16 protein-coding genes are annotated in these 18784 nt (G+C 36.7%); 3 read left to right on the top strand and 13 right to left on the bottom strand.

What is annotated here, in order from left to right; translation table 11 throughout:
* Nucleotides 1–134: 134 nt before the first annotated feature.
* The 6 genes from M2372_RS24595 to M2372_RS24570 form a co-directional block, all read right to left on the bottom strand.
* Nucleotides 135–356 carry a phosphate ABC transporter substrate-binding protein gene (locus M2372_RS24595; RefSeq protein WP_123321759.1) on the bottom strand — a complete coding sequence of 74 codons (222 nt, stop codon included), beginning with the start codon at nt 354–356 and terminating at the stop codon, nt 135–137.
* A gap of 338 nt (nt 357–694) precedes the next feature.
* Entirely contained in the window at nt 695–1228 is a 534-nt protein-coding gene (locus M2372_RS24590; RefSeq protein ID WP_123321761.1) for a DUF6584 family protein, read from the bottom strand.
* 11 nt (nt 1229–1239) lie between these two features.
* Nucleotides 1240–1902: a hypothetical protein gene (locus tag M2372_RS24585; RefSeq protein ID WP_123321762.1), complete on the bottom strand. Its 663-nt coding sequence runs from the start codon at nt 1900–1902 to the stop codon at nt 1240–1242.
* A 139-nt stretch (nt 1903–2041) separates the two neighbouring features.
* Nucleotides 2042–2440 carry a hypothetical protein gene (locus tag M2372_RS24580; RefSeq protein ID WP_123321763.1) on the bottom strand — a complete coding sequence of 133 codons (399 nt, stop codon included), beginning with the start codon at nt 2438–2440 and terminating at the stop codon, nt 2042–2044.
* A gap of 36 nt (nt 2441–2476) precedes the next feature.
* Nucleotides 2477–3058 carry a hypothetical protein gene (locus tag M2372_RS24575; protein ID WP_123321764.1) on the bottom strand — a complete coding sequence of 194 codons (582 nt, stop codon included), beginning with the start codon at nt 3056–3058 and terminating at the stop codon, nt 2477–2479.
* A gap of 46 nt (nt 3059–3104) precedes the next feature.
* Nucleotides 3105–4622 carry a TROVE domain-containing protein gene (locus tag M2372_RS24570; RefSeq protein WP_123321765.1) on the bottom strand — a complete coding sequence of 506 codons (1518 nt, stop codon included), beginning with the start codon at nt 4620–4622 and terminating at the stop codon, nt 3105–3107.
* A 468-nt stretch (nt 4623–5090) separates the two neighbouring features.
* On the opposite strand from M2372_RS24570, the gene M2372_RS24565 reads away from it, so the two are divergent.
* From M2372_RS24565 to M2372_RS24555, 3 genes are all read left to right on the top strand, one after another.
* The gene (locus tag M2372_RS24565) at nt 5091–5537 is read left to right on the top strand and encodes a VOC family protein (protein WP_115971956.1); all 447 of its coding nucleotides are present in this window, start codon (nt 5091–5093) and stop codon (nt 5535–5537) included.
* A gap of 9 nt (nt 5538–5546) precedes the next feature.
* Nucleotides 5547–6356 carry an AraC family transcriptional regulator gene (locus tag M2372_RS24560; RefSeq protein ID WP_123321766.1) on the top strand — a complete coding sequence of 270 codons (810 nt, stop codon included), beginning with the start codon at nt 5547–5549 and terminating at the stop codon, nt 6354–6356.
* A gap of 82 nt (nt 6357–6438) precedes the next feature.
* On the top strand, nt 6439–7872 hold the full coding sequence (locus M2372_RS24555; RefSeq protein WP_123321767.1) for an MFS transporter: 1434 nt from the start codon (nt 6439–6441) through the stop codon (nt 7870–7872).
* Between the two features lie 58 nt (nt 7873–7930).
* Here the strand turns inward: M2372_RS24555 and M2372_RS24550 are convergent, their stop codons facing one another.
* From M2372_RS24550 to M2372_RS24520, 7 genes are all read right to left on the bottom strand, one after another.
* Nucleotides 7931–9280 carry an SWIM zinc finger family protein gene (locus tag M2372_RS24550; protein WP_123321768.1) on the bottom strand — a complete coding sequence of 450 codons (1350 nt, stop codon included), beginning with the start codon at nt 9278–9280 and terminating at the stop codon, nt 7931–7933.
* Between the two features lie 4 nt (nt 9281–9284).
* The gene (locus M2372_RS24545; RefSeq protein WP_123321769.1) at nt 9285–11981 is read right to left on the bottom strand and encodes a DUF6493 family protein; all 2697 of its coding nucleotides are present in this window, start codon (nt 11979–11981) and stop codon (nt 9285–9287) included.
* On the bottom strand, nt 11962–14496 hold the full coding sequence (locus M2372_RS24540) for a DUF6493 family protein (RefSeq protein ID WP_123321770.1): 2535 nt from the start codon (nt 14494–14496) through the stop codon (nt 11962–11964). Before M2372_RS24540 ends, M2372_RS24545 begins: the two co-directional genes overlap by 20 nt.
* Before the next feature lie 289 nt (nt 14497–14785).
* Nucleotides 14786–16759 carry an AAA family ATPase gene (locus tag M2372_RS24535; protein WP_228455815.1) on the bottom strand — a complete coding sequence of 658 codons (1974 nt, stop codon included), beginning with the start codon at nt 16757–16759 and terminating at the stop codon, nt 14786–14788.
* A gap of 109 nt (nt 16760–16868) precedes the next feature.
* Nucleotides 16869–17420 carry a 3'-5' exonuclease gene (locus tag M2372_RS24530; RefSeq protein WP_123321778.1) on the bottom strand — a complete coding sequence of 184 codons (552 nt, stop codon included), beginning with the start codon at nt 17418–17420 and terminating at the stop codon, nt 16869–16871.
* Between the two features lie 70 nt (nt 17421–17490).
* Nucleotides 17491–18036, bottom strand: a complete 546-nt coding sequence (locus M2372_RS24525) for a 3'-5' exonuclease (RefSeq protein WP_123321772.1) — start codon at nt 18034–18036, stop codon at nt 17491–17493.
* 14 nt (nt 18037–18050) lie between these two features.
* Nucleotides 18051–18614, bottom strand: a complete 564-nt coding sequence (locus tag M2372_RS24520) for a metallophosphoesterase family protein (protein WP_123321773.1) — start codon at nt 18612–18614, stop codon at nt 18051–18053.
* Between the last annotated feature and the right edge of the window lie 170 nt (nt 18615–18784).

Raw genomic sequence — 18784 nt, 5'->3', positions numbered from 1 at the left:
AAAAAGAGCAAGGCAATCAGTCAAACAGACTCATATTAACGGCGTGCTATCTTTACACCATCTGCTTCCGCAGAACAGGACTTGAACCTGACCTCTGTTACCCCACGAAGTAATTCTGTTTTACGGCACTTGCTTTAATTCTTCCATTGGGTCTTCCTGTATTTCTTCCAGCATCGCTGAAACTTAGTGTACTTTGCATTCGCCACTTCTAAGCCGTGTGGAAAACAATATGAACAACCCAAGTCATTTCCGTATTGGAGTCTGGAAATCTGTACTCCGGAAATTTTCTTCGGAAAATCAATCAATTCATATTCATTGGTTCCGAAGGTTTGTTTTAATTTTTTATTTTTTTTCATGAGTATTGGGTATTAACCTCAATACACTGCTTCTTTTAAATCTGATTTATAGTAATTCATGGTTATTAGTTTATGCTACAAATTTATATGGTTACTGCGCATTCTTTTTACGCAGTTCATTTTTTTATAAAAACCAAGCAATAAATTATAAGAGTAATTGGTTTCAATTGGAAGTTGACGATGAAACTCTTACAGACGGCATTGGTTTGTTTATACCGGGTAATTTGGCGAAAGACGCTGTCATTTTGGAATCGAAGTAAGTCTTTCTAACGACACCGGTAATATTAACACTGCAAAATTATCCTCTAAGTACGCATTCTTTTTACGTAGTTTGTTTTTTAGTAAGAAAATAATGCCTTTATCAGCTCTAAAAGTTTGAAAAACCCTAAAATAGGAAGTAATATCAGAAATACTATGAATATTACTATGAATATTTTATTTACAAAACTTGTTGGGTCTTCTGCTTCTGAATACTTTCCTTTCTCTCTGTTTTTAGGCTTAAAATCAGGAATATGCTTAGTTTTTTTAAGACTGTCTTTCTCAAGTTCAGCTAAAACCTTCGTGGCATATTCATTAAGCTGAGCTTTATTTCCTCTGAAGACAATATCTTTTAAAATAGCATTTCCGGAATTACTTAATGTTTTTCTGTAAAGCTCAACGGCTTTTTCCATTTCTTTATTTTCAGGTTGAGACAAAATCCAATATTTTCCGGCTTCATCTATAAAGCCTGCTGCATAGTAAATCTGACCTAATTTATTTCTCAAAGAAAGATCATCCGGAAACTGATTGATTAAATTTCTTAATCTGTCACATGCTTTTTTCTTTTTTCCTGCTTTCAGATCCTGCTCTATTTTATAAAAAAAATCTCCCATGGTTTTATTTTTTATTGAATGCCGGACATGAGCTGTGAAAGTCTTTCTGCACTGTCTATATTCTTTTTCATTACAATTCCTGAAATTCTATTTTTAAAATGTATCTGTTGCTGTCTCACTTTTTCCAATTCTGCTTTCAATGCTGACTCATCAACTTCAAACCTTATTTTTATGTTTTTGATATCATCAATATTGTCTTCTGTATACTCTGAAAAGCTTATGGTTCCGTTTTCTCTTTTATACAAAACCCAGGGATGGCCAATCCACAAATCTTTCCATTCAGAAGATGGGCTGTCAAAAATTTTCTGCCAATCTTCTATATTCGATAGATCTCCGCAACAGCTGGGTTCAATGAGAATTTCACCATCCTTTTTTAGAACAATACCGCCATCAAAAGAGAGTAAGAAAACCTCTTCACCAGGATCGTCAAATTCTACTTCACTAAGCCTGACGTCTATAATAGTTTGTAAACCCTCATCGTCAATCGCCTCAATATCTGCAAGGTAAGATCCTTTCTTAATGGTATTAAAGTTGATCTTGAGCTGGCAAGCCATTTCTTCCCATTTCATAAACCATTCTTCAGGATCCGGATATTCTGTAACAGTAGGTAGCTGAATATCTTCTTTACAATATTTGAACGGATTGATTTCAATTGTATTAATAAGTTCTATCATAATTTATCAGTTGATTTTTCTAGCCCCGATTGCAGCGGCATCCTTTTTCTGAACCGGCCTTAACGCAGGCGAAAAAGATATAGCGGAAAGCGGGAATAAGCTTCTCAATATATTAATTTTTAAAAGGCTTATTTTATTTTTAAATTTCAATGAATAGCTGACCTCCTTTTTGGATAACATTTTCCACAAATCTTTTAAAAACCGGATAATAATATTCTTCAAAATCCTGATCTGCCTTTTGACTATTCTTTATAGATTCTAAAGTTCTCAGAAAATCATCAGCGTCTATTTCGTCGGTTTCATGATCACGCCATCCTATATCCTCTGCGTAATGCCGGACAAATTCGGGCAATTGCCTGTATTCACATAAAGGAATTCCTTCATAATACCAATAATCAAGGTACTTTCCGAAGCTGCCGCCGCCAAAAGTTACATATTCTTTTTGTCCTTCAAGTTCTGTCCACAATGCATATTCGGCTCCACAATCAGGGGCTCCGCAAACAGGGCATATACAGAGATGAGTGAGATCTTCTGTCATTATTTTTGATTTTAATGATAATAAATTGAGTGTAATTTAATTGATATCAAATCTCCCTTTTCTGACAAATATATCATAGTAATTCCCAGCATTAAGCTTGCTGATCTTTTCCAGAACATCCGTTAATCTTTCCCGTTGTTTGGGTTTCAGATTTGCTTTCCGTACATGACCTGTACAATATTCATGTATTTTATCTCTAAAATCCGGACTCATTACATACTGACGCATTTTTTCCAGAACCTGTATTCTAACGGTTAGCAATAATTCATCCTCCCAATCCTTTTGTTCTTTTTGAACGTATCTGGTATCATAGCTTTCAAATTCAAATGGAGAAAAGCTTGTACACCAATCGCCCCAGAGGTATTCTTCAGAACTTCCTGTAAAGATTTCCATAGTATTGCCATCAATCGTAATGACTGAATCCATATTCATATGATCCTCTTTTATAAATTTAATCCATTCTTCAGCATCCTGATGAATCTTTAGTCCATGGAAATTTACTACAAAAAAATCTTCTCCATAATCGAAGCATAATGACTTCTTAAATTTAAATTGGAAAGATTCTTTCCCTATCCGTACAACATTTACAAACACGGGATATTTGTTGATAATCTTCATGGGTTTATTTTTTAGGAATTAAGGATAATTGAAATAGCAGTGCCTTTTACAGCACTACTTTTTCAATCATTTCAATGGCTGACTTCTGGTCTTCCAGGGCATTCAATACATCGAAAACCTTGTCTGACCAACCTGCAATAAGGTATACATCATTTCTTTTGATATCAATGGGCTGTCTGCCATATCCTGCCAGGTCAAAAATATAGAGTTTAGCTTCAGGAGCAATTGCTTTATATCTGTTCCACGAATCTTCAAGAGAGTTTTTGGTTCCGTTACTATCCCACATCTGGGTATCGGTGAAGAGCATTACTTTATCTACAGTTTCTTTTCTTTTGATCAGATCTTCGATCACTAAATAACCATTGGTAGAATAGCCTACTTCACCTTCCCTTTTGTAGAAGGTATCCACATTATTCAGAATACCTTGCTTTGGCATCGGAACACGCAACCAACGGTCACCGAAGATTCCTGTCACCACATTCTGGCATTTTGACTGCAGAATCATAGACATCAGCAAACCGATATCATACAGCAAGACTTTACTCTTAGGAGAAACCGATTTCTGCATAGAGCCTGAAACGTCTGCTGCAATCACTACTGAAGTATTGAATCCGAAACCTTTGATGTTTTGAGCACTTGCCACAATAGCTTCTTCCAACGCATTCCAAACGGAGGACAGATAAGGTGAATCAATCTTTTTCAATTCTCTATACGCTGCCAGAAAACGGAATGGCAATTGTTTTGAATGGCTCACGGCTCTTTCATCTGACAAATAACTGCACACTTTACTCATCGCTTCAGGGGATACTTCAGCTTCAAGGATATTTCTCAGGTTTCGCAACATGGCCATATAACCCAATTTATTACTGAAAATAAGTTCTTCCCATTTGTTTTTGAAGGCCTCTTTCTTTTCTGTCTCATTTGTGAATTTTTTCTGTCCCAATACTGAAAGTTCTACTTCCCATGTATAAGGCACTTCCAACATATTATAAACAATTTTATTGAAAATAGTCTGCTGATTTTCATCCTTGGCTTTTGGATGAACCAGAAACAAAGCATCTTTAAAAGTAACTTCTGTTTTTCTGTTGTATTTGGCAAACTGATATTCATCAAATTTATTGAAGGATTTCACCAGTCCTTTCTGAATCTGCTTTGACAATCTGTTAAGCTTCTTGGTTTCTGTTCTTTTATTGGCCATCTGATAATAAGCCAGCAATTCTGTAATCTCATCAGCTCTCTGAATAACCCCATCTATTGTTTTGCTCACCAAATCAGTACCGGAAGCTTCCTTCGCCAATTCTGTCACCAAAACCAACGGAATAGAACGCAAATACATCTCTTTTCTTGCATATACGGCCAGCTTTGCTACAAATTCCGGATCATTTTTCTGAATCAGAGACTGTATACGCTCTAATCTGTCATTTCCCTTTTCATAGGTAATATTTGACAGTCCTGTTGTAACCACAGCACTATACAATTCTTCTGCAGGTGTCATCATATAAGCCTTTGCACCTTCGTAGTTTGTTACCTCTATTTTTTCTTTTTTTAGAAAGTTAAATTTCATGAGTTACTGTTTTTATTGTTAAACATAGGAAGAGTTATTGCTTCCTCTCTGATTTCTGATGCAAAGTAAGGGTTGTATTACGCAATGTTTTTGCGTAGATTATTTATTTGAAAAAAAATGTTTTTTATTTCAGATTGATTGATAAAAACATTTAAAACGCTTATAGATTTTGCTGATGATTCAGATCTTTTGGCTGTGTTAATATTTATGTTTTGGCTAAAGCCAATGAAATTTTATTTTATTATTTGAGCGGGCTAAAGGCCCCGTATTGATGCTGATATTAGTATTGATATACATATGGGAATTGTTGTTTAGTGACAAGATCTTTTATCTTTTATCTTTTATCTTTTATCTTTTATCTTTTATCTTTTATAACTTTCTTCTATCATTCATTTTCATGAAAGAAATCGGTATTATCAGGGTTTTCAGTCAGTGTTGACTAGCTTTGTCTGCATTAAAATTAAAGCTATGATTAAAGGATTATATGAAACGCATGTTCAGGTAAGTGATTTGGAAAGTGCTGTTCAGTTTTATACTGAGGTATTAGGATTGAGAGTAGCACACAGGGATGAAACAAGACCTATTGCATTTCTTTGGATTGGAGAAGAAAAGGAGTTTATGCTTGGATTATGGGAACAGAAAGAAAACCTTCAGACAAGACATTTTGCCTTTACAAGTACTAAAGAAGATATCCTGAACTATTCTGTGAAGTTTTTGGAAAATAAAAATTTAAAGCCTTACAATTTTCTGAAAAACGGAAGTATAGAACCTATGGTATTCGGCTGGATGCCTGCATTGGCCATTTATTTTAACGATCCTGATGGCAATCAGCTGGAGTTTATTTCTATCCTTGAAGGTGATGGGAAGCCTGAATTGGGTGTACTTTCTTATGAGGAATGGATGAAACTTCAATAAAATTCAAAAATGAATTCTGAAATCCTTTACACACAGGATACCGGTCATTTTTTGGCTACGGTTCCCCAAAAAAACAATTATTATATTGTTTTGCTATGTCTGAAAGGTAATACATTGATCAAAATCGGGCATCACAGTTTTGAACTTGGCCCGAATATGATCTCTATTCTTTCTCCCTGCAAAATCTTTTCTACTGAAAATTCTTCAGCTGATTTGGAAGTGATACAGCTGCATTTTGACCTATCATTTCTCAATAAAACCTTCCTCCGGGAAAAAGTCCTGCGCGAACTGCTGGAACTGAACCCCAACTATCCGCCAGTATATTCTCTGGAAGATTCTTTTATGCGAGTTCTGGATAAATTCAGATGTATAGAAAACGAATTGAAGATACAGTCTGCCTATCATCTGGACGTTGTACGCCTGATCACTCTGGAAATATTATACGAATACAACAGAGCCTGTGAATTTTGTCTGCTGGGTTTTAAAAAGAATATGAATCGCAATTATCAGCTCACCTACGAATTCAAAAAATTGGTGGATGCACATTTTATAGAATGGAAAACAGTAGCTAACTATTCTTCTTTTTTAGGAATCAGTGCCAAGCATCTGACAGAAGTTATAAGGGCCGAAACCGGAAATACGGCTTTACAGATTATTCATGAAAGACTTTTACTGGAAAGTCAATATTTACTGAAACACACCACCTGCTCTGTAAAAGAATGTGCCTATAAGTTAGGTTTTGAAACTCCTTCCTATTTTACCCGATTTTTTAAAAACAATAGCGGTGTTAATCCAAATACTTACCGCTGCCAACCGTAAAATGTGATAGATAAACCGCAATTTTGATATTGTTATTTTTCATCTCTCTTATGAAATTTGTAGTCATACATTTTAAGATCATATGAAAGATACAAATCATCAGTCAACACCATTGGAAAATACCTCCTGGCATGCCTTATTCTCTAATGGGAACGGAATAAAAGCCATCACTTTAGCGTTGGGAGTGATGCTTCATGCTACGAATGTCTATCTTGCAACCACAGTGATGCCATCTATTATAAAAGAAATTGGCGGATTGGAATATTACGCATGGAATACAACTTTATTTGTAGTAGCCTCTGTAATAGGCTCTGTAGTTTCTGCAAACCGGATCTCCAAACTAGGACCCAGAAAATCTTATCAAATGGCCATTATCATTTTTTCAACAGGAACTTTAATCTGTTCTCTGGCCTCATCAATGCCAATTCTGTTACAGGGGCGTTTCGTACAGGGGCTTGGTGGCGGATTGCTGTTTGCATTGTCTTATGCAATGATCAGAATCGTATTTACAGAAAGCCTATGGCCCCGGGCCATGGCTCTTATCTCAGGAATGTGGGGAATTGCTGCTTTTTCCGGCCCATTCATTGGTGGAATCTTTGCAGAACATCATGAGTGGCGATGGGCATTTGGGGTTCTTTTGATTATATGCCTGGCTATACTGATCATTGCTTCAGTTATTCTTCCTGATAAAAAAAGTGAAAATATCATTCCAGCCGTTCCTATTTTAAAGTTACTTTTACTTGTTCTAGCTTCTTTTTCTGTTTCTGCCGGAAGCATTTTTGAAAATATATGGGCCAATGTTACTGGCGTTGTTCTTGCTTTGTTTTTTCTATATATTGTAAAAATTAAGGAAATCAAAGGTTCCGGAATCCAACTTCTTCCTTCCGGATCTTATCAGCTTTCGTCCTCATTGGGTAAGGTATACACAGTGATGTCTCTTCTAACAATTGCCACATCCATTGAAATTTTTGTTCCTTATTTCACCCAGATTCTGAATGGGTTCACTCCTATCCAATCAGGATATCTTACTGTTCTTATCGCAATAGGCTGGACTCTTTCTTCGCTATTATTTTCCGGAGTAAAGTCTCAGTTTTCGTATCGATTAATTCTTACAGGATGTATGATTATGCTGATAGGGCTCATTGGGCTTACGTTAATTTCATTTCCGATCAATATAATGCCTGCTCCAAAACTTGTTTTAAACTGTATGTTTCTTCTGGCAATAGGCATAGGAATCGGAGCGGGATGGCCCCATCTGCTGACCAAAGTATTTTCTTTAGCTCCCAAAGGTGAGGAAGAGCTTGCGTCTACTTCCGTAACGACTGTACAACTTATCGCTACAGCATTCGGAGCTGCTTTTGCAGGACTGGCTTCCAATATTGGTGGTATTAACGTTCCTGGCGGCATTGAGGGTACAGAGAATGCATCTCGGATTCTATATGGAACATTTTCACTGGCTCCTTTATTTGCCATTATTGTTTTGATATCCGCTGGTAAGAAACAATTAAATAAGTAATTTTCTTTTTATTCCAATAAATTCGGGCAAGCCCTTTGGGCTTGCCCGAATTTATATTTTAATGAACCAGGTTTACTACCTTTTTCACTGCCAGAACATGTTTACAAGGCCCTCTTTCGCCTTGATACTTACTGAACCATTCACAGGTACAGCGCTCTTTACCTTCTTCAAGGATTACTGTATGGTGTACTCCCGTACCTTCTACTCTGGCTTCTGTTCTTTCTTTGCTATTGTTTAAAATCTCTACTTTTCCGTCTTCAATAAGCTTTTCAGCATTTTTCATTCGGGGGTTCAGCCCTAAAATACGGTTCAGCTTAAAAGGTAATTTACGGTAGAAAAATTCATTCTCATCAAGGTCATAGCCCAACAATCCCATGGCAGCCAGCCTTCCTGTCAGATTCTCTGTTTTACGCAGACTAAGGTTTTCTTCCAATGCCAAAACTGTAGCATTGAATGACTGATTGGCATAAGCATATTTATCCAGTGCATCAATCCATTCATCAGATACTTCGGTAATAAGACTATTCAGCAAGGCTCCTTCTCCTGAAAACCCTCTCCAGCTTTCTCTTGACAAAGAAAAACTGAATTTTATATTCCCCATATAAAGCTGCCAGGTCGTAGACTGCATATTCGGATGCGAAAAAACCTGCATGGAGTCGATATATGGAAGCAAGGGCTCCAGCAAACGAAGTCTGTGAAGGCCTCCTATGCAAACAGCATCAGCAGATTTTACGGGAGAAAACATAGGTTTGTTTCCTCTTACCATCAGGTAATAATCAGCCTTTACAACACCTTTCGGCATCCCTCTGAATAATTGTTGGGTCTGGATCTTATTAAAGGTATGCTGTTTTTCTGACTCGGAAAGATAGATCTGAACGGTTCCGAGACCTTTGATCCATTTTATTGGTAATGGAACTTTTCTTTCCACCACCTTTTTGTCTTCCCTATACAGCCCCACTTCTTTTTCGCCTACAGAAAGCATAATTTTTTCATTGGGACGGATACTTCCCAAAGCAGTTATCATAGGCTGATTAAAGTCTACATTGGTTGTTCCGTTTTCCAGAAACTCTCCATCCAATCCTCCAGGAAGAACATCTACCCGGGCATACACACCGGCACAGTGTGAGAAGCCTTCAAAACGAAGCCTTTCATTTCCGGCAGTCACAATCGGGTCTTTAAGAAGAGCCATCTGAAACGGAGACAGGCTGAAGCTTGATTTCACAATATTGGAAAGCGTAATCAGACAACGGGCCAATATAAAAGGCTGTCCTACATTTCCCCAGAAAAAGCAGGGTGCATTGGTATTTTTCTGTATCTCGCTGTACTGGGCAAGAAACAGTTCTTCAAGAGTCTCTTTCTTAACCAGCGAAGAGGATCTTGAATAGTTATAAGTAAGCGTATCTTCCATAAATTTATTTTTTCAGAAGATGATTGCAGATTTTCTTCAGGCTCGAGTTTTCTTTCCAGTCGTTAAGTTTCTCAATTACTTTTTTATTGGCTTGTGACTGATTTAGTGCCAATACTTCATGATACACCTCCAGCAGCTTCTTCAGGTTGGTGATTGGATCTTCCATCTGAAGCAGGATATTGGAGATTAATTCCTCCAGTGCAATATTATGATTTTTACTTACATTCAGCATCTGATGCTGAATAAGATCTGTTAATCTTTTTACGGGTGCCCATTCCAGTTTTTCATGGATTCCTATCACTTTTCCCAGCTGTGCATTGTCTATCATTTTATAGGAGACATGTTCCAGCCAGATTTCAGCAGCAGTTCCACGGATGGTTTTATCACCATCCAGAAGAACCGTTCCCAGGAACAGATATCCCATTTCATCCAAAGGTTTTTTAACCTGATAAAGGGCCTGTACTGTATTCAGCACCAGATTTCTTTCATACACTTCTGCAATACCGGAATAGAAAAGACAGCTTTTGATCACTTTTGCCAAAACATTACCAAGGGTATTCGGGAAACACCACATCATACCAAGGGTTTCGGAAAGTTCTCTCGGCTCAGCAATAAAATACTCAAGAAGCAGAGGATCTTTTCTTTTTTCAACGTAATATTTTGGAATCTCAATATTCAGTTCGGCAGGATAGTATGAATTTTTCTTACTGTCTATGGTTTTCCATTTATAAATTCCTGAAAAGAATTCTGTTGGAATTGTATGATATTCAAAGCTACTGAATTCTTTGAATACCTTTTCAGGAGAGCGTGTAATCCCGGCTGTCATCCACCATGCAGGATGTTCAAATTTCCCTTTTGGTTCAGTATTTTTACCAAAGAAGAAAAGTAATAATTCTTTATATTCTCCTTTTAATTTTTTCTCAGCCAGCTGTAATGCTTCGGATGTATTATCCAGAGCACATCGCTGGAGTGCCAGCTGCATATCCAGATGATGAGGTTCAATATTTTTGTTCTGATAGACCTCCAGCCTTTCCACTAAAGTAACCGGAGAAATCCAACAAGGTGCGTGGGTAATTGCAAACAGCAACGGAACACTGTCACCCGCTTTTATTTTTTCATAAGTGTATATTGCAAGTTCTTTAAAAGCTTTCATGACAGGACTTCCTGCTCCTACTTTTCCAATGGGACCAAGCTTTTTATGATAGTTTGAATAAGCTTCCCTTGCAGCCTCCTCCTGACTGGTTTTCTGATATATTTTTTCCAGATTTTTAAGCTGAACAGGATATTTTTCCAATAAACTCAATCCGTAATTAATAATCAGGTTACATAACAGGACATTCAGATAAGGAACTTCCCATTTTGCAATGGTTTTACAGGCTTTCAGAAATACCGGCTCTATGAGTTTTACAGATTCTTCATTTACGTCATTGGCAAAGTAAGCGAATCCGGATAAAGCAGTATCACAATGATGACTATATGGATCTTCTATGGCCAAAGGAAGGAAGAACATCAGATCTTCAAAGCTTTCAAGTACTTTAACTTTATTTTCTTCTGTAATCAAAGGAAGCTTTTCTGAGACCATCGCTTCTAATTCCTGCGGCTTTTCTTCTATATAGGTTTCTAAAAGAGAACGTACATTCGTCAGTATATTATCTGAATAATGGGAAAGAGACTCTTTTATTGCTTTGGATGGAGGAATATATTTAAGGATAATTTTTGCTGCCTTTGACTGTATACTGTCATCTTTGCCTACAAATGCAGAAGTTAGGGCGATTCCTAATGTTTCAGGATCCAGTCTTCTATGCTGGAAGATCTTTTCGGTTAAACTCAGGCTGCCCATGACAACTGTTTTAACCTCAACACTCAATAGATTGGGAAGGTAATGTGCAAATTCATCATTTTTAAAAGCAGTATTTCCTACCATTTTTTTAAGATGTATAAGGATGGTATTAACTGCTTTTGACTGTGCAGAGGCTAACCCGCCCAGTAACTCATCCTGTAATTCTACCAGTTCTGCTTCTGTGGGTTTTAAGCTCGTAAAAGCGTCCATAAACCAGCCTGTCACGTTTTTATTAAAGTTTCTGTTGGAAGCCAGCAGACATTCTCTTAAAAATCTTTTTCTGTCGATCTTTTGCTCTGTAACCAGCTTTTGTACTAATGGGGACCATTCTTTCTGGAAGGGTAATGATTTGGACGGATATTCGCACAGATACCAAAAGTGGGTACTGAGTGTTTCGGGATACTGATCAAGATCAGCAGGATAATTGCTCAGGTGATGCCCCAGCAATTCTGGTTTCGGCCTGATGTATCCTTTTTCTGTCCATCCTAAAATATGCTGATAATTAAAAGCCGTAAATTCAGCATCAATAGAATCATTGATAAAATCGGAGAACCAATCCGGGCAGCCCCATTCCAGAATCTGCTCTGTCTGTTCTATATTACGGAAAAGACTCCAATAGTTTTTACCAAAGTTTTTTTGGTCCATACAGACAAATGATGCAATATCAATGATGAAATGCTGATTGACTGAACCTGCAGTATGGTAAGAATTTTTGGTCATGACAATCTTATTGATCTCACGATCCATTTTTTTTATCGTAGGTACTAATGTCTGCTTTTCCTCTGCTGTAAGCTGTTTCAAAAAAGGGACAATCTCATGTATTTTTTCCTCATTAAGGATCTCATAAAGTCTTTCTTTCATTTGTTTTAATTTGAAGTATAATTTTTTTCAGGTTATTTTCGTTTTCCCATTCTTTAAGGACTTCTGAGACTTTTTCGTCTACTGCCGTCCGGTTTTGGTTTAGCAACTCATAATAAAGCTCCAGCAGCTTCTTAAGATTGAAAACCGGTTTCTCAACTGCTGAAAGAATGGATATCAGCAGCCTCTCAAAGGCTTTGTTATGACTGGTACTCAGATTAATAAATCCGGAAAGACCATCTGTAAACCGTTTTACCGGCGCCCACTCAAAATTGATCTTTTTACCGATTATAATTCCCAGTTCCCGGATATTAAAATCTTCTGAAACAGCCTTGTTTATAAGCACTTCAAAAGCCATACCAGAGAATGTTTTATCTTTATGAAATAATCCTGCTGACAGGAATAAATAATGTACAGGCTGAAATGTGAGATCCAGTTTCATCCATGCATCAAGAAATTCTATATTCCCTTTTACATCATACTGGTACATAGCACAGGATAAATCTCCATTGTATTTTCTTGCCGTTATAGATCCCGAAAAATAAGGAACAGTATATAATGCCCGGATCAGATCATCCTGATCAAGTGTATGATAGGAGTTGAAAAAATAATTCAGGAATGAAGCATTTTCAGGAAGTTCTTTATGATTCTCAAGAGAGAGTAATGACTGAGGTACTTCCTCAGTATTATTCCATTTATAGATTTTCTTATAATCCAGCTTCCAACTGAAATTACCATCAAGATATTCTTTCTCGTAATGATCTGTAAAATAAGTCTGCTCGAAGACAGGGGTAAGGAATTCGAAATATTCTTCTTTAAGCTGTTGTTTTGCGTATTGTTCTCCTTTTTTCAGATTTTCTTTTTTCACCCGGAGTATTGCAATCTGCAGATCAAAAGAAATAGGTTTTTCATTCTGTTCCTGATAGATCTTTAATTTGTCAATAAGCGTGTGAATACTGATCCAGCAAGGAGTATGATCCGGAACTGAAAGTAACGGAAGCTTTTTATTCTGTTTTAAAAATTCAAAAATTCCTAACAGCAGCTGATGGTAGGCTTTGAAAATAAGAGGGGTTCTTTTTTCACTCCAGTTTTCCAGCGTTGGAAAGCCCAGATGTGCATCCAATAAGACCTGCGATTTCTTTTTTTGTTTCAACAGTCCGTAATTGATCAGGAAAGTGGCCAGCAAATGTTGAAAACCAACGGTTTCTTTTCTTTTGAATGCTGCTTTAAAGGCAGGTTCAAGGTGGCTGAAATGATCTTCTTCAAAACTATCATTCAATTTAATCAAAGCATCTAAAAACAGATCAATGTGATGGTTTTCATTATTATTAAATAACTGAGAAGACAGGAAAATAAAATCATCCAGAGTTTCAACTGATGAAATAGGCTGTGACAGATGCCATGGAACTGTCTCATAGTTCCTTTCTTCCTTATTGTCTTTGGTTTCCTTTTCTACAAGATACTTTTTCAATAAATTCTGGGCATCAGAGAGAAGGAATTCTTTATAAAATGTGAGTTCTTCCCTGATTTTTTCTGAGTAAAGATCTCCGTACTTAACAATGATCTTGGCTCCTTTGGTCTGAAGTGCCTTATCTTTATTCAAGAATACTGGCAAAAGGAACAGACATATGGCTTCATGATATGTTTGATTTTCTTTGGCTATTTTTTCAAGAGCCAAGAGCAGTGCATTGACAATATTCTTAGTGGGAAGGGTCATTAAAGTTGCAGTAGCCTGTAGAAAATCTTCTGTTTTAAAATCTTTTTCTGCTATTATCGGATTGATAATTTTTATCACTCCCGGAAATAATGAATATTGAGTGGAATGAAAAATCATAAACAGTTCATCCTGCAAATCCAGAATTTCTTCATGACCAGGCTCCAGATAAGCAAAAAACTCAAGGAACCAGGTATTGTGTTCTTTTGAAAAATTAAAATTGATTGCTGCAAGACTGGCTTTAAGTATTCTTGAACGGTTAATTTTCTTTTCCTCTACTAGGATTTTCAAAACATCTTTCCAACTTCTGTTTTGATAACTGGATGTAATACTGCATTCGTGTTCAAACAAAAGCCAGATATGTAATTCCAGAGTTACCGGATATGCTGAAAATATTTCTTCTACTCTCGACGATGAGGAAAGCAATGATGCCCAGATGTCATCGGGAAGGGTAAGATACTCTTTCTGTACCCATTCCAAGACTTTCAGATAATCGAATCCATAAAGAAAAAGATGGCTTTCTCCAATCCAGTCAGGAATATACGTCTCAAAAAGGTCATCAACAAGTTCTACCGGAATGGAATGGAATCCCGGTCTCATCTTTTCATATTCTTCTTTTGTTTTACTGCATGCCAAGGCAGCCAACACCGATATTGTATTGTGCCCCCATTCTTTATTGATATTCTTCTTTAAAATGGCAGCAACTTCTTGTTTATCTTTGGGTGTAAGTTTCTTAAGAAAAGGAATGATGTCCTTGATTCTATAGTTTAAATATATTGCTTTAAACTCTTCGTTAATAAGCATAAATTCATTCTTGGCGGCTAAAATAGAAAAATTTGACTGATAGGCGGTAAATTATCCCTAAAAAGTGAATTTTTTAACAAAATTTTAAGTTAATAAAACAGCTTCTAATGCTATTTCAGTCCATATTTAAATTCTCTTTGTTAAGATATATGAGATAAAATATCAGAAGAGTTCATTTATAATTGGAATTTCTTTAACGTAGATTTTGTAAAGTCAGAACCTGGGAAGTGTATACTATTAACCTTTTATACTTCAAAAACAATTAAAACAAATAATGTATTACAACCCATTATAGTTTAAAAGTTCTTTCTACTTCTGTTAATCCCATTTTTGCCAGGTGTCTGTAAACAGTTACCAGGGTAAGGTTTCGTTTCTCAGCAATTTCAAAAGGAGGCATTCCTTCATCAAATAGCTCAAATGTGATCATGTGGGTTGACTTTTTAACAATTGTTGTGGAAGTATCCATTTCAATTTCTTTATCGAATAAAGGTACATCCAACAGGTAACAGGTCTTAAGCTTTTCAATATATTCTTCCAGATCATGCAGAAGCATTTTTGTTTCTTCATTGAAAGTTTTCAAACCTTTGGTCCCTATGGTTTCTGAATAAAGCTTTTTTAAAGGTAATAAGATCTTTTCTGCTACATTTTTATAGAAAAAGTTTATGCCACCACGGCATTTTTCTTCTAGTTCACTCCATTGAATTTCTCCGGATATAAAACCTGTTAATTTCAAACGGATGACCTTTTTAAATTTTTGAGAGATTCTAAATAGATATTCACTTTCTCTTTCAAAATCATCAGACAGAGTATTCGCTTTCTCTGCATATGGTATTCCTACAGTAAAGGTAATCTCTTTCCAGTTCATTACAGCTTCTTTTAACCAGCCTGCATCTACTGTCATCTGAACTTTATACAGTGTATAATCATATTTTTCATGGTCAATGATCTGGAGTAAACTTTCGTTAGCATTGGTAGAATCCTGAAAATCTTCAATTCTACGGTCCTTGAATATGGCATTCTGTGAAATTTCAGATTTCAGAACAATTCCATTCAGGGTACGGCAGCGGCTTAATGCCACGTACACCTGTCCGCTCGCAAAGGATCTTCCGGCATCAATAATTACCCGGTCAAACGTCAATCCCTGACTTTTATGAATGGTAACGGCCCATGCCAGCCGTATGGGATATTGTTCAAAGCTGCCCAATACTTCTGTTTTAATATTTTTTTCTGAATCCAGCGTGTATCTTTTCTGCTCCCAGACTTCGGTGGTCACAATAATTTCTTTCTTACTTTCATCCAGTACGACCTTTATGATGTCTTCATCGAGATAAGAAATTTCGGCTAACTTCCCATTATAAAAGTTTTTTTCTGGTGAGGAATCATTTCTGATAAACATAATCTGGGAACCTACTTTAAGTTCCAGTGTTTCCTCCATCGGATATTGAGTTTCTTTAAATTCACCAATCACTGAGGCTTTATAAAACAGAGACTCTTCCTCCAGCTCAGATAGCTTTTTCTGATTAATATGATCTGCGATGCGGTTATGGGAACATAAATGAATGTAGGTTTCATTTTCAGGTTCAAAATCAGGATTGTATCTGGAATTCAACTTTTCAAAATCCAATTCATGGAAATCTGCATTCCGGACAGCATTAAGTATTTCCAAAAATTCTTCATCCTGCTGGCGGTATACTGTCGTTAATTCGACTGTAATTAATCTTACATTGTATAATGCTTTGGCTGAAAAGAAAAACGGGGTTTCATAGAATTTTGATAAAATCTTTTCTGAATCATCTCTTACCACGGGTGGCAATTGATATAAGTCACCAATTAACAATAACTGTACTCCTCCAAACGGCAACTGGTTCCGCCTCACCCTTCTTAATGAATGATCTATCATATCTAATAAATCAGCTCTCAGCATGGATACTTCATCAATGATAATCAATTCTATCTCCCGAAAAAGATCAAGTTTTTCTTTTCTATATTTAAAGTGAGGAAACAGCTCACTGATATTCATTGCAAGATTAGGATCAACGGGTTCTGTAGTAGGAACAAATGTACGTGAAGGGATGGCAAACAGCGAATGTATGGTTACTCCACCAGCATTAATCGCTGCAATCCCTGTGGGAGCAACAATGATATGCTTTTTACGTGTTGTCTTTACAAAATTATTGAGAAAGGTGGTCTTTCCTGTTCCTGCTTTTCCTGTCAAGAATACACTTCTGTTGGTATTTTCCAGTAATCCGGCGAGCTCCTCCAAAGGATACAATTTTTATCAAAGGTAAATTATAAAAATAAAAGGTATATAAAAAAAGACTGAACCTTTTGGAACAGTCTCTCAGCATCAATTATATTCTCTGTATTGCAGTTTAATTATTCTGCATGCACCAATGCAGAATTTTGGCAATATTTCGGGCATCATCCACACCTCTGTGATGGGTACCGTCTAATTTAAATCCAAGTTCATTCAGTGCTCTCTGCATGCCTACACTTTTTCTTACAGTAGGATGAGTCTCTCCGAATAAGGTTTTTACATTAATGTGATCATCGCTTAAGGGATAATCCACATAAAATCTTCTGGCCTGATCCTGAAGCATATTCAGATCATAATTTCCATAGCTTGCCCAGGTTAATTCTTCTGAGTCGTATTCTGCTCTCAGAATATCAAATGCGTCATCCAGCATAATCCCCTCACTCTCCAACATATTTTGAGTAAGGGTGGTAAGTTCCGTACAAAACGGACTCACTTTCGAATATTGGGGTTTTATTAAAATCCCTTCATTTTTAGAAATTTTACCGGTTTTTGCATTCATGATACAAACCCCGATTTCAATGATCTCACTTTCCTGACCTCGTGGCGGGCGGTTGTCCCAACATGTGGCCTCAAGGTCTATGATCAGTATATTTTCTGTTGTTTTCATTGTTTTTTTATTTAAGGTTAAAAGATAGAAGCCATTTATTGTTTTTAAATTTCTGCTTCCATCCGGATTATTATTCCAAAATCCTATTAAGAATTTTGGCTGTATTGTAAGCATCGTCTGCTCCGCTGTGATGATTTCCCTCGAAATCCATTTTCAGATAATCCAGGGCTCTTTTCAGTCCGATAGATTTATACAGCCTGAAATGTCTTTTGAATTCGTACATCACATCAATGTATTGTCCTGAAAAAGGATTTTCTATTCCGAGCCAATCGCTTTGTTCGATGATCTGCTCTCTGTCGAAGTTTCCGTATCCGGCCCAGGTGAGAGATTCAGGATTATATTCATCTCTAATTTTCTCACAGGCTTCTTCGAAATAGATTCCTTTTTCTTCTATCAGCTGCGGTGTAATTCCCGTTAGTTTTGTACAAAATCTATTGATTTCTGATCTTTCGGGAATAACATAAATGCTTTGTTTTTGGGAGATGGTATTGGATATCAGATCCAACTTACAAATTCCCATTTCGATAATATCAACTTGTTGCGCGATTGGAATCCTGTCGTTTTCCCAACAGGTTGCTTCCAAATCGACAATTATTATTTCATTAGTTGTTTTCATGGTTGTCTTAAAAATTACTCTCGGGGACCAAATGGCGGGGTCCATTTTTTCTTTTTCATGATTTCCTTAACTTCTTCGTAGGAAACCGGATAAAAATCATGGCAATCTACCCCCACATCGAAACTTAATGCCATTTCATCATCCGGCAATGTTCCGTGTGAGTGTCCGTATAACTGCCAGACTCCGCGGTGTGAACCATTCCAGGTACGCATTGCGTAATGGAAAAGAATGATTTTCTGTTTTCCGTTTTGATTATCTGGTTCATCAATTTTCAGTTCGTGATAATCTCTGATGGATGCAAATCGTTTGGGATACGTTAAAGCTGCACCTTCATGATTACCTTTGATCAAATGGATATTTCCGTTCAATTGATCTAAGATTTCCTTTGTAAAGTCCGGTTTTCCAAGACTGAAATCTCCTAAATGGTAGACTGTATCTCCGGGATTGATTCTCTCGTTCCACCTTTTAATGAGTTCTTGATTCATATGTTCCATAGACTCAAAGGGCCTTTCGGAGAATTTTATAATATTTTCGTGACCAAAATGATGGTCTGCTGTGAAAAATATATTGGGTTTCATTTTTTTTAATTTTTTTTGTTGTTAGTTGCTCCTAGAACCACCCCGTCAAATCGTAGATTTGACAGCCCTTCGGAGGCTCATCTTGTAGGGGTTTTATAATTCTGCACCTTTTTTCAGGTAATAAAAACGCTGCATTGTTTGTGCTATTTTTTTAATCCCTGGAAAAGGGT

Source organism: Chryseobacterium sp. BIGb0232, assembly GCF_024810195.1.
Lineage (GTDB): Bacteria > Bacteroidota > Bacteroidia > Flavobacteriales > Weeksellaceae > Chryseobacterium > Chryseobacterium pennae.
Note: the sequence above shows the minus strand (reverse complement) of the source record. Positions and strands in the feature narration are given on the sequence as shown.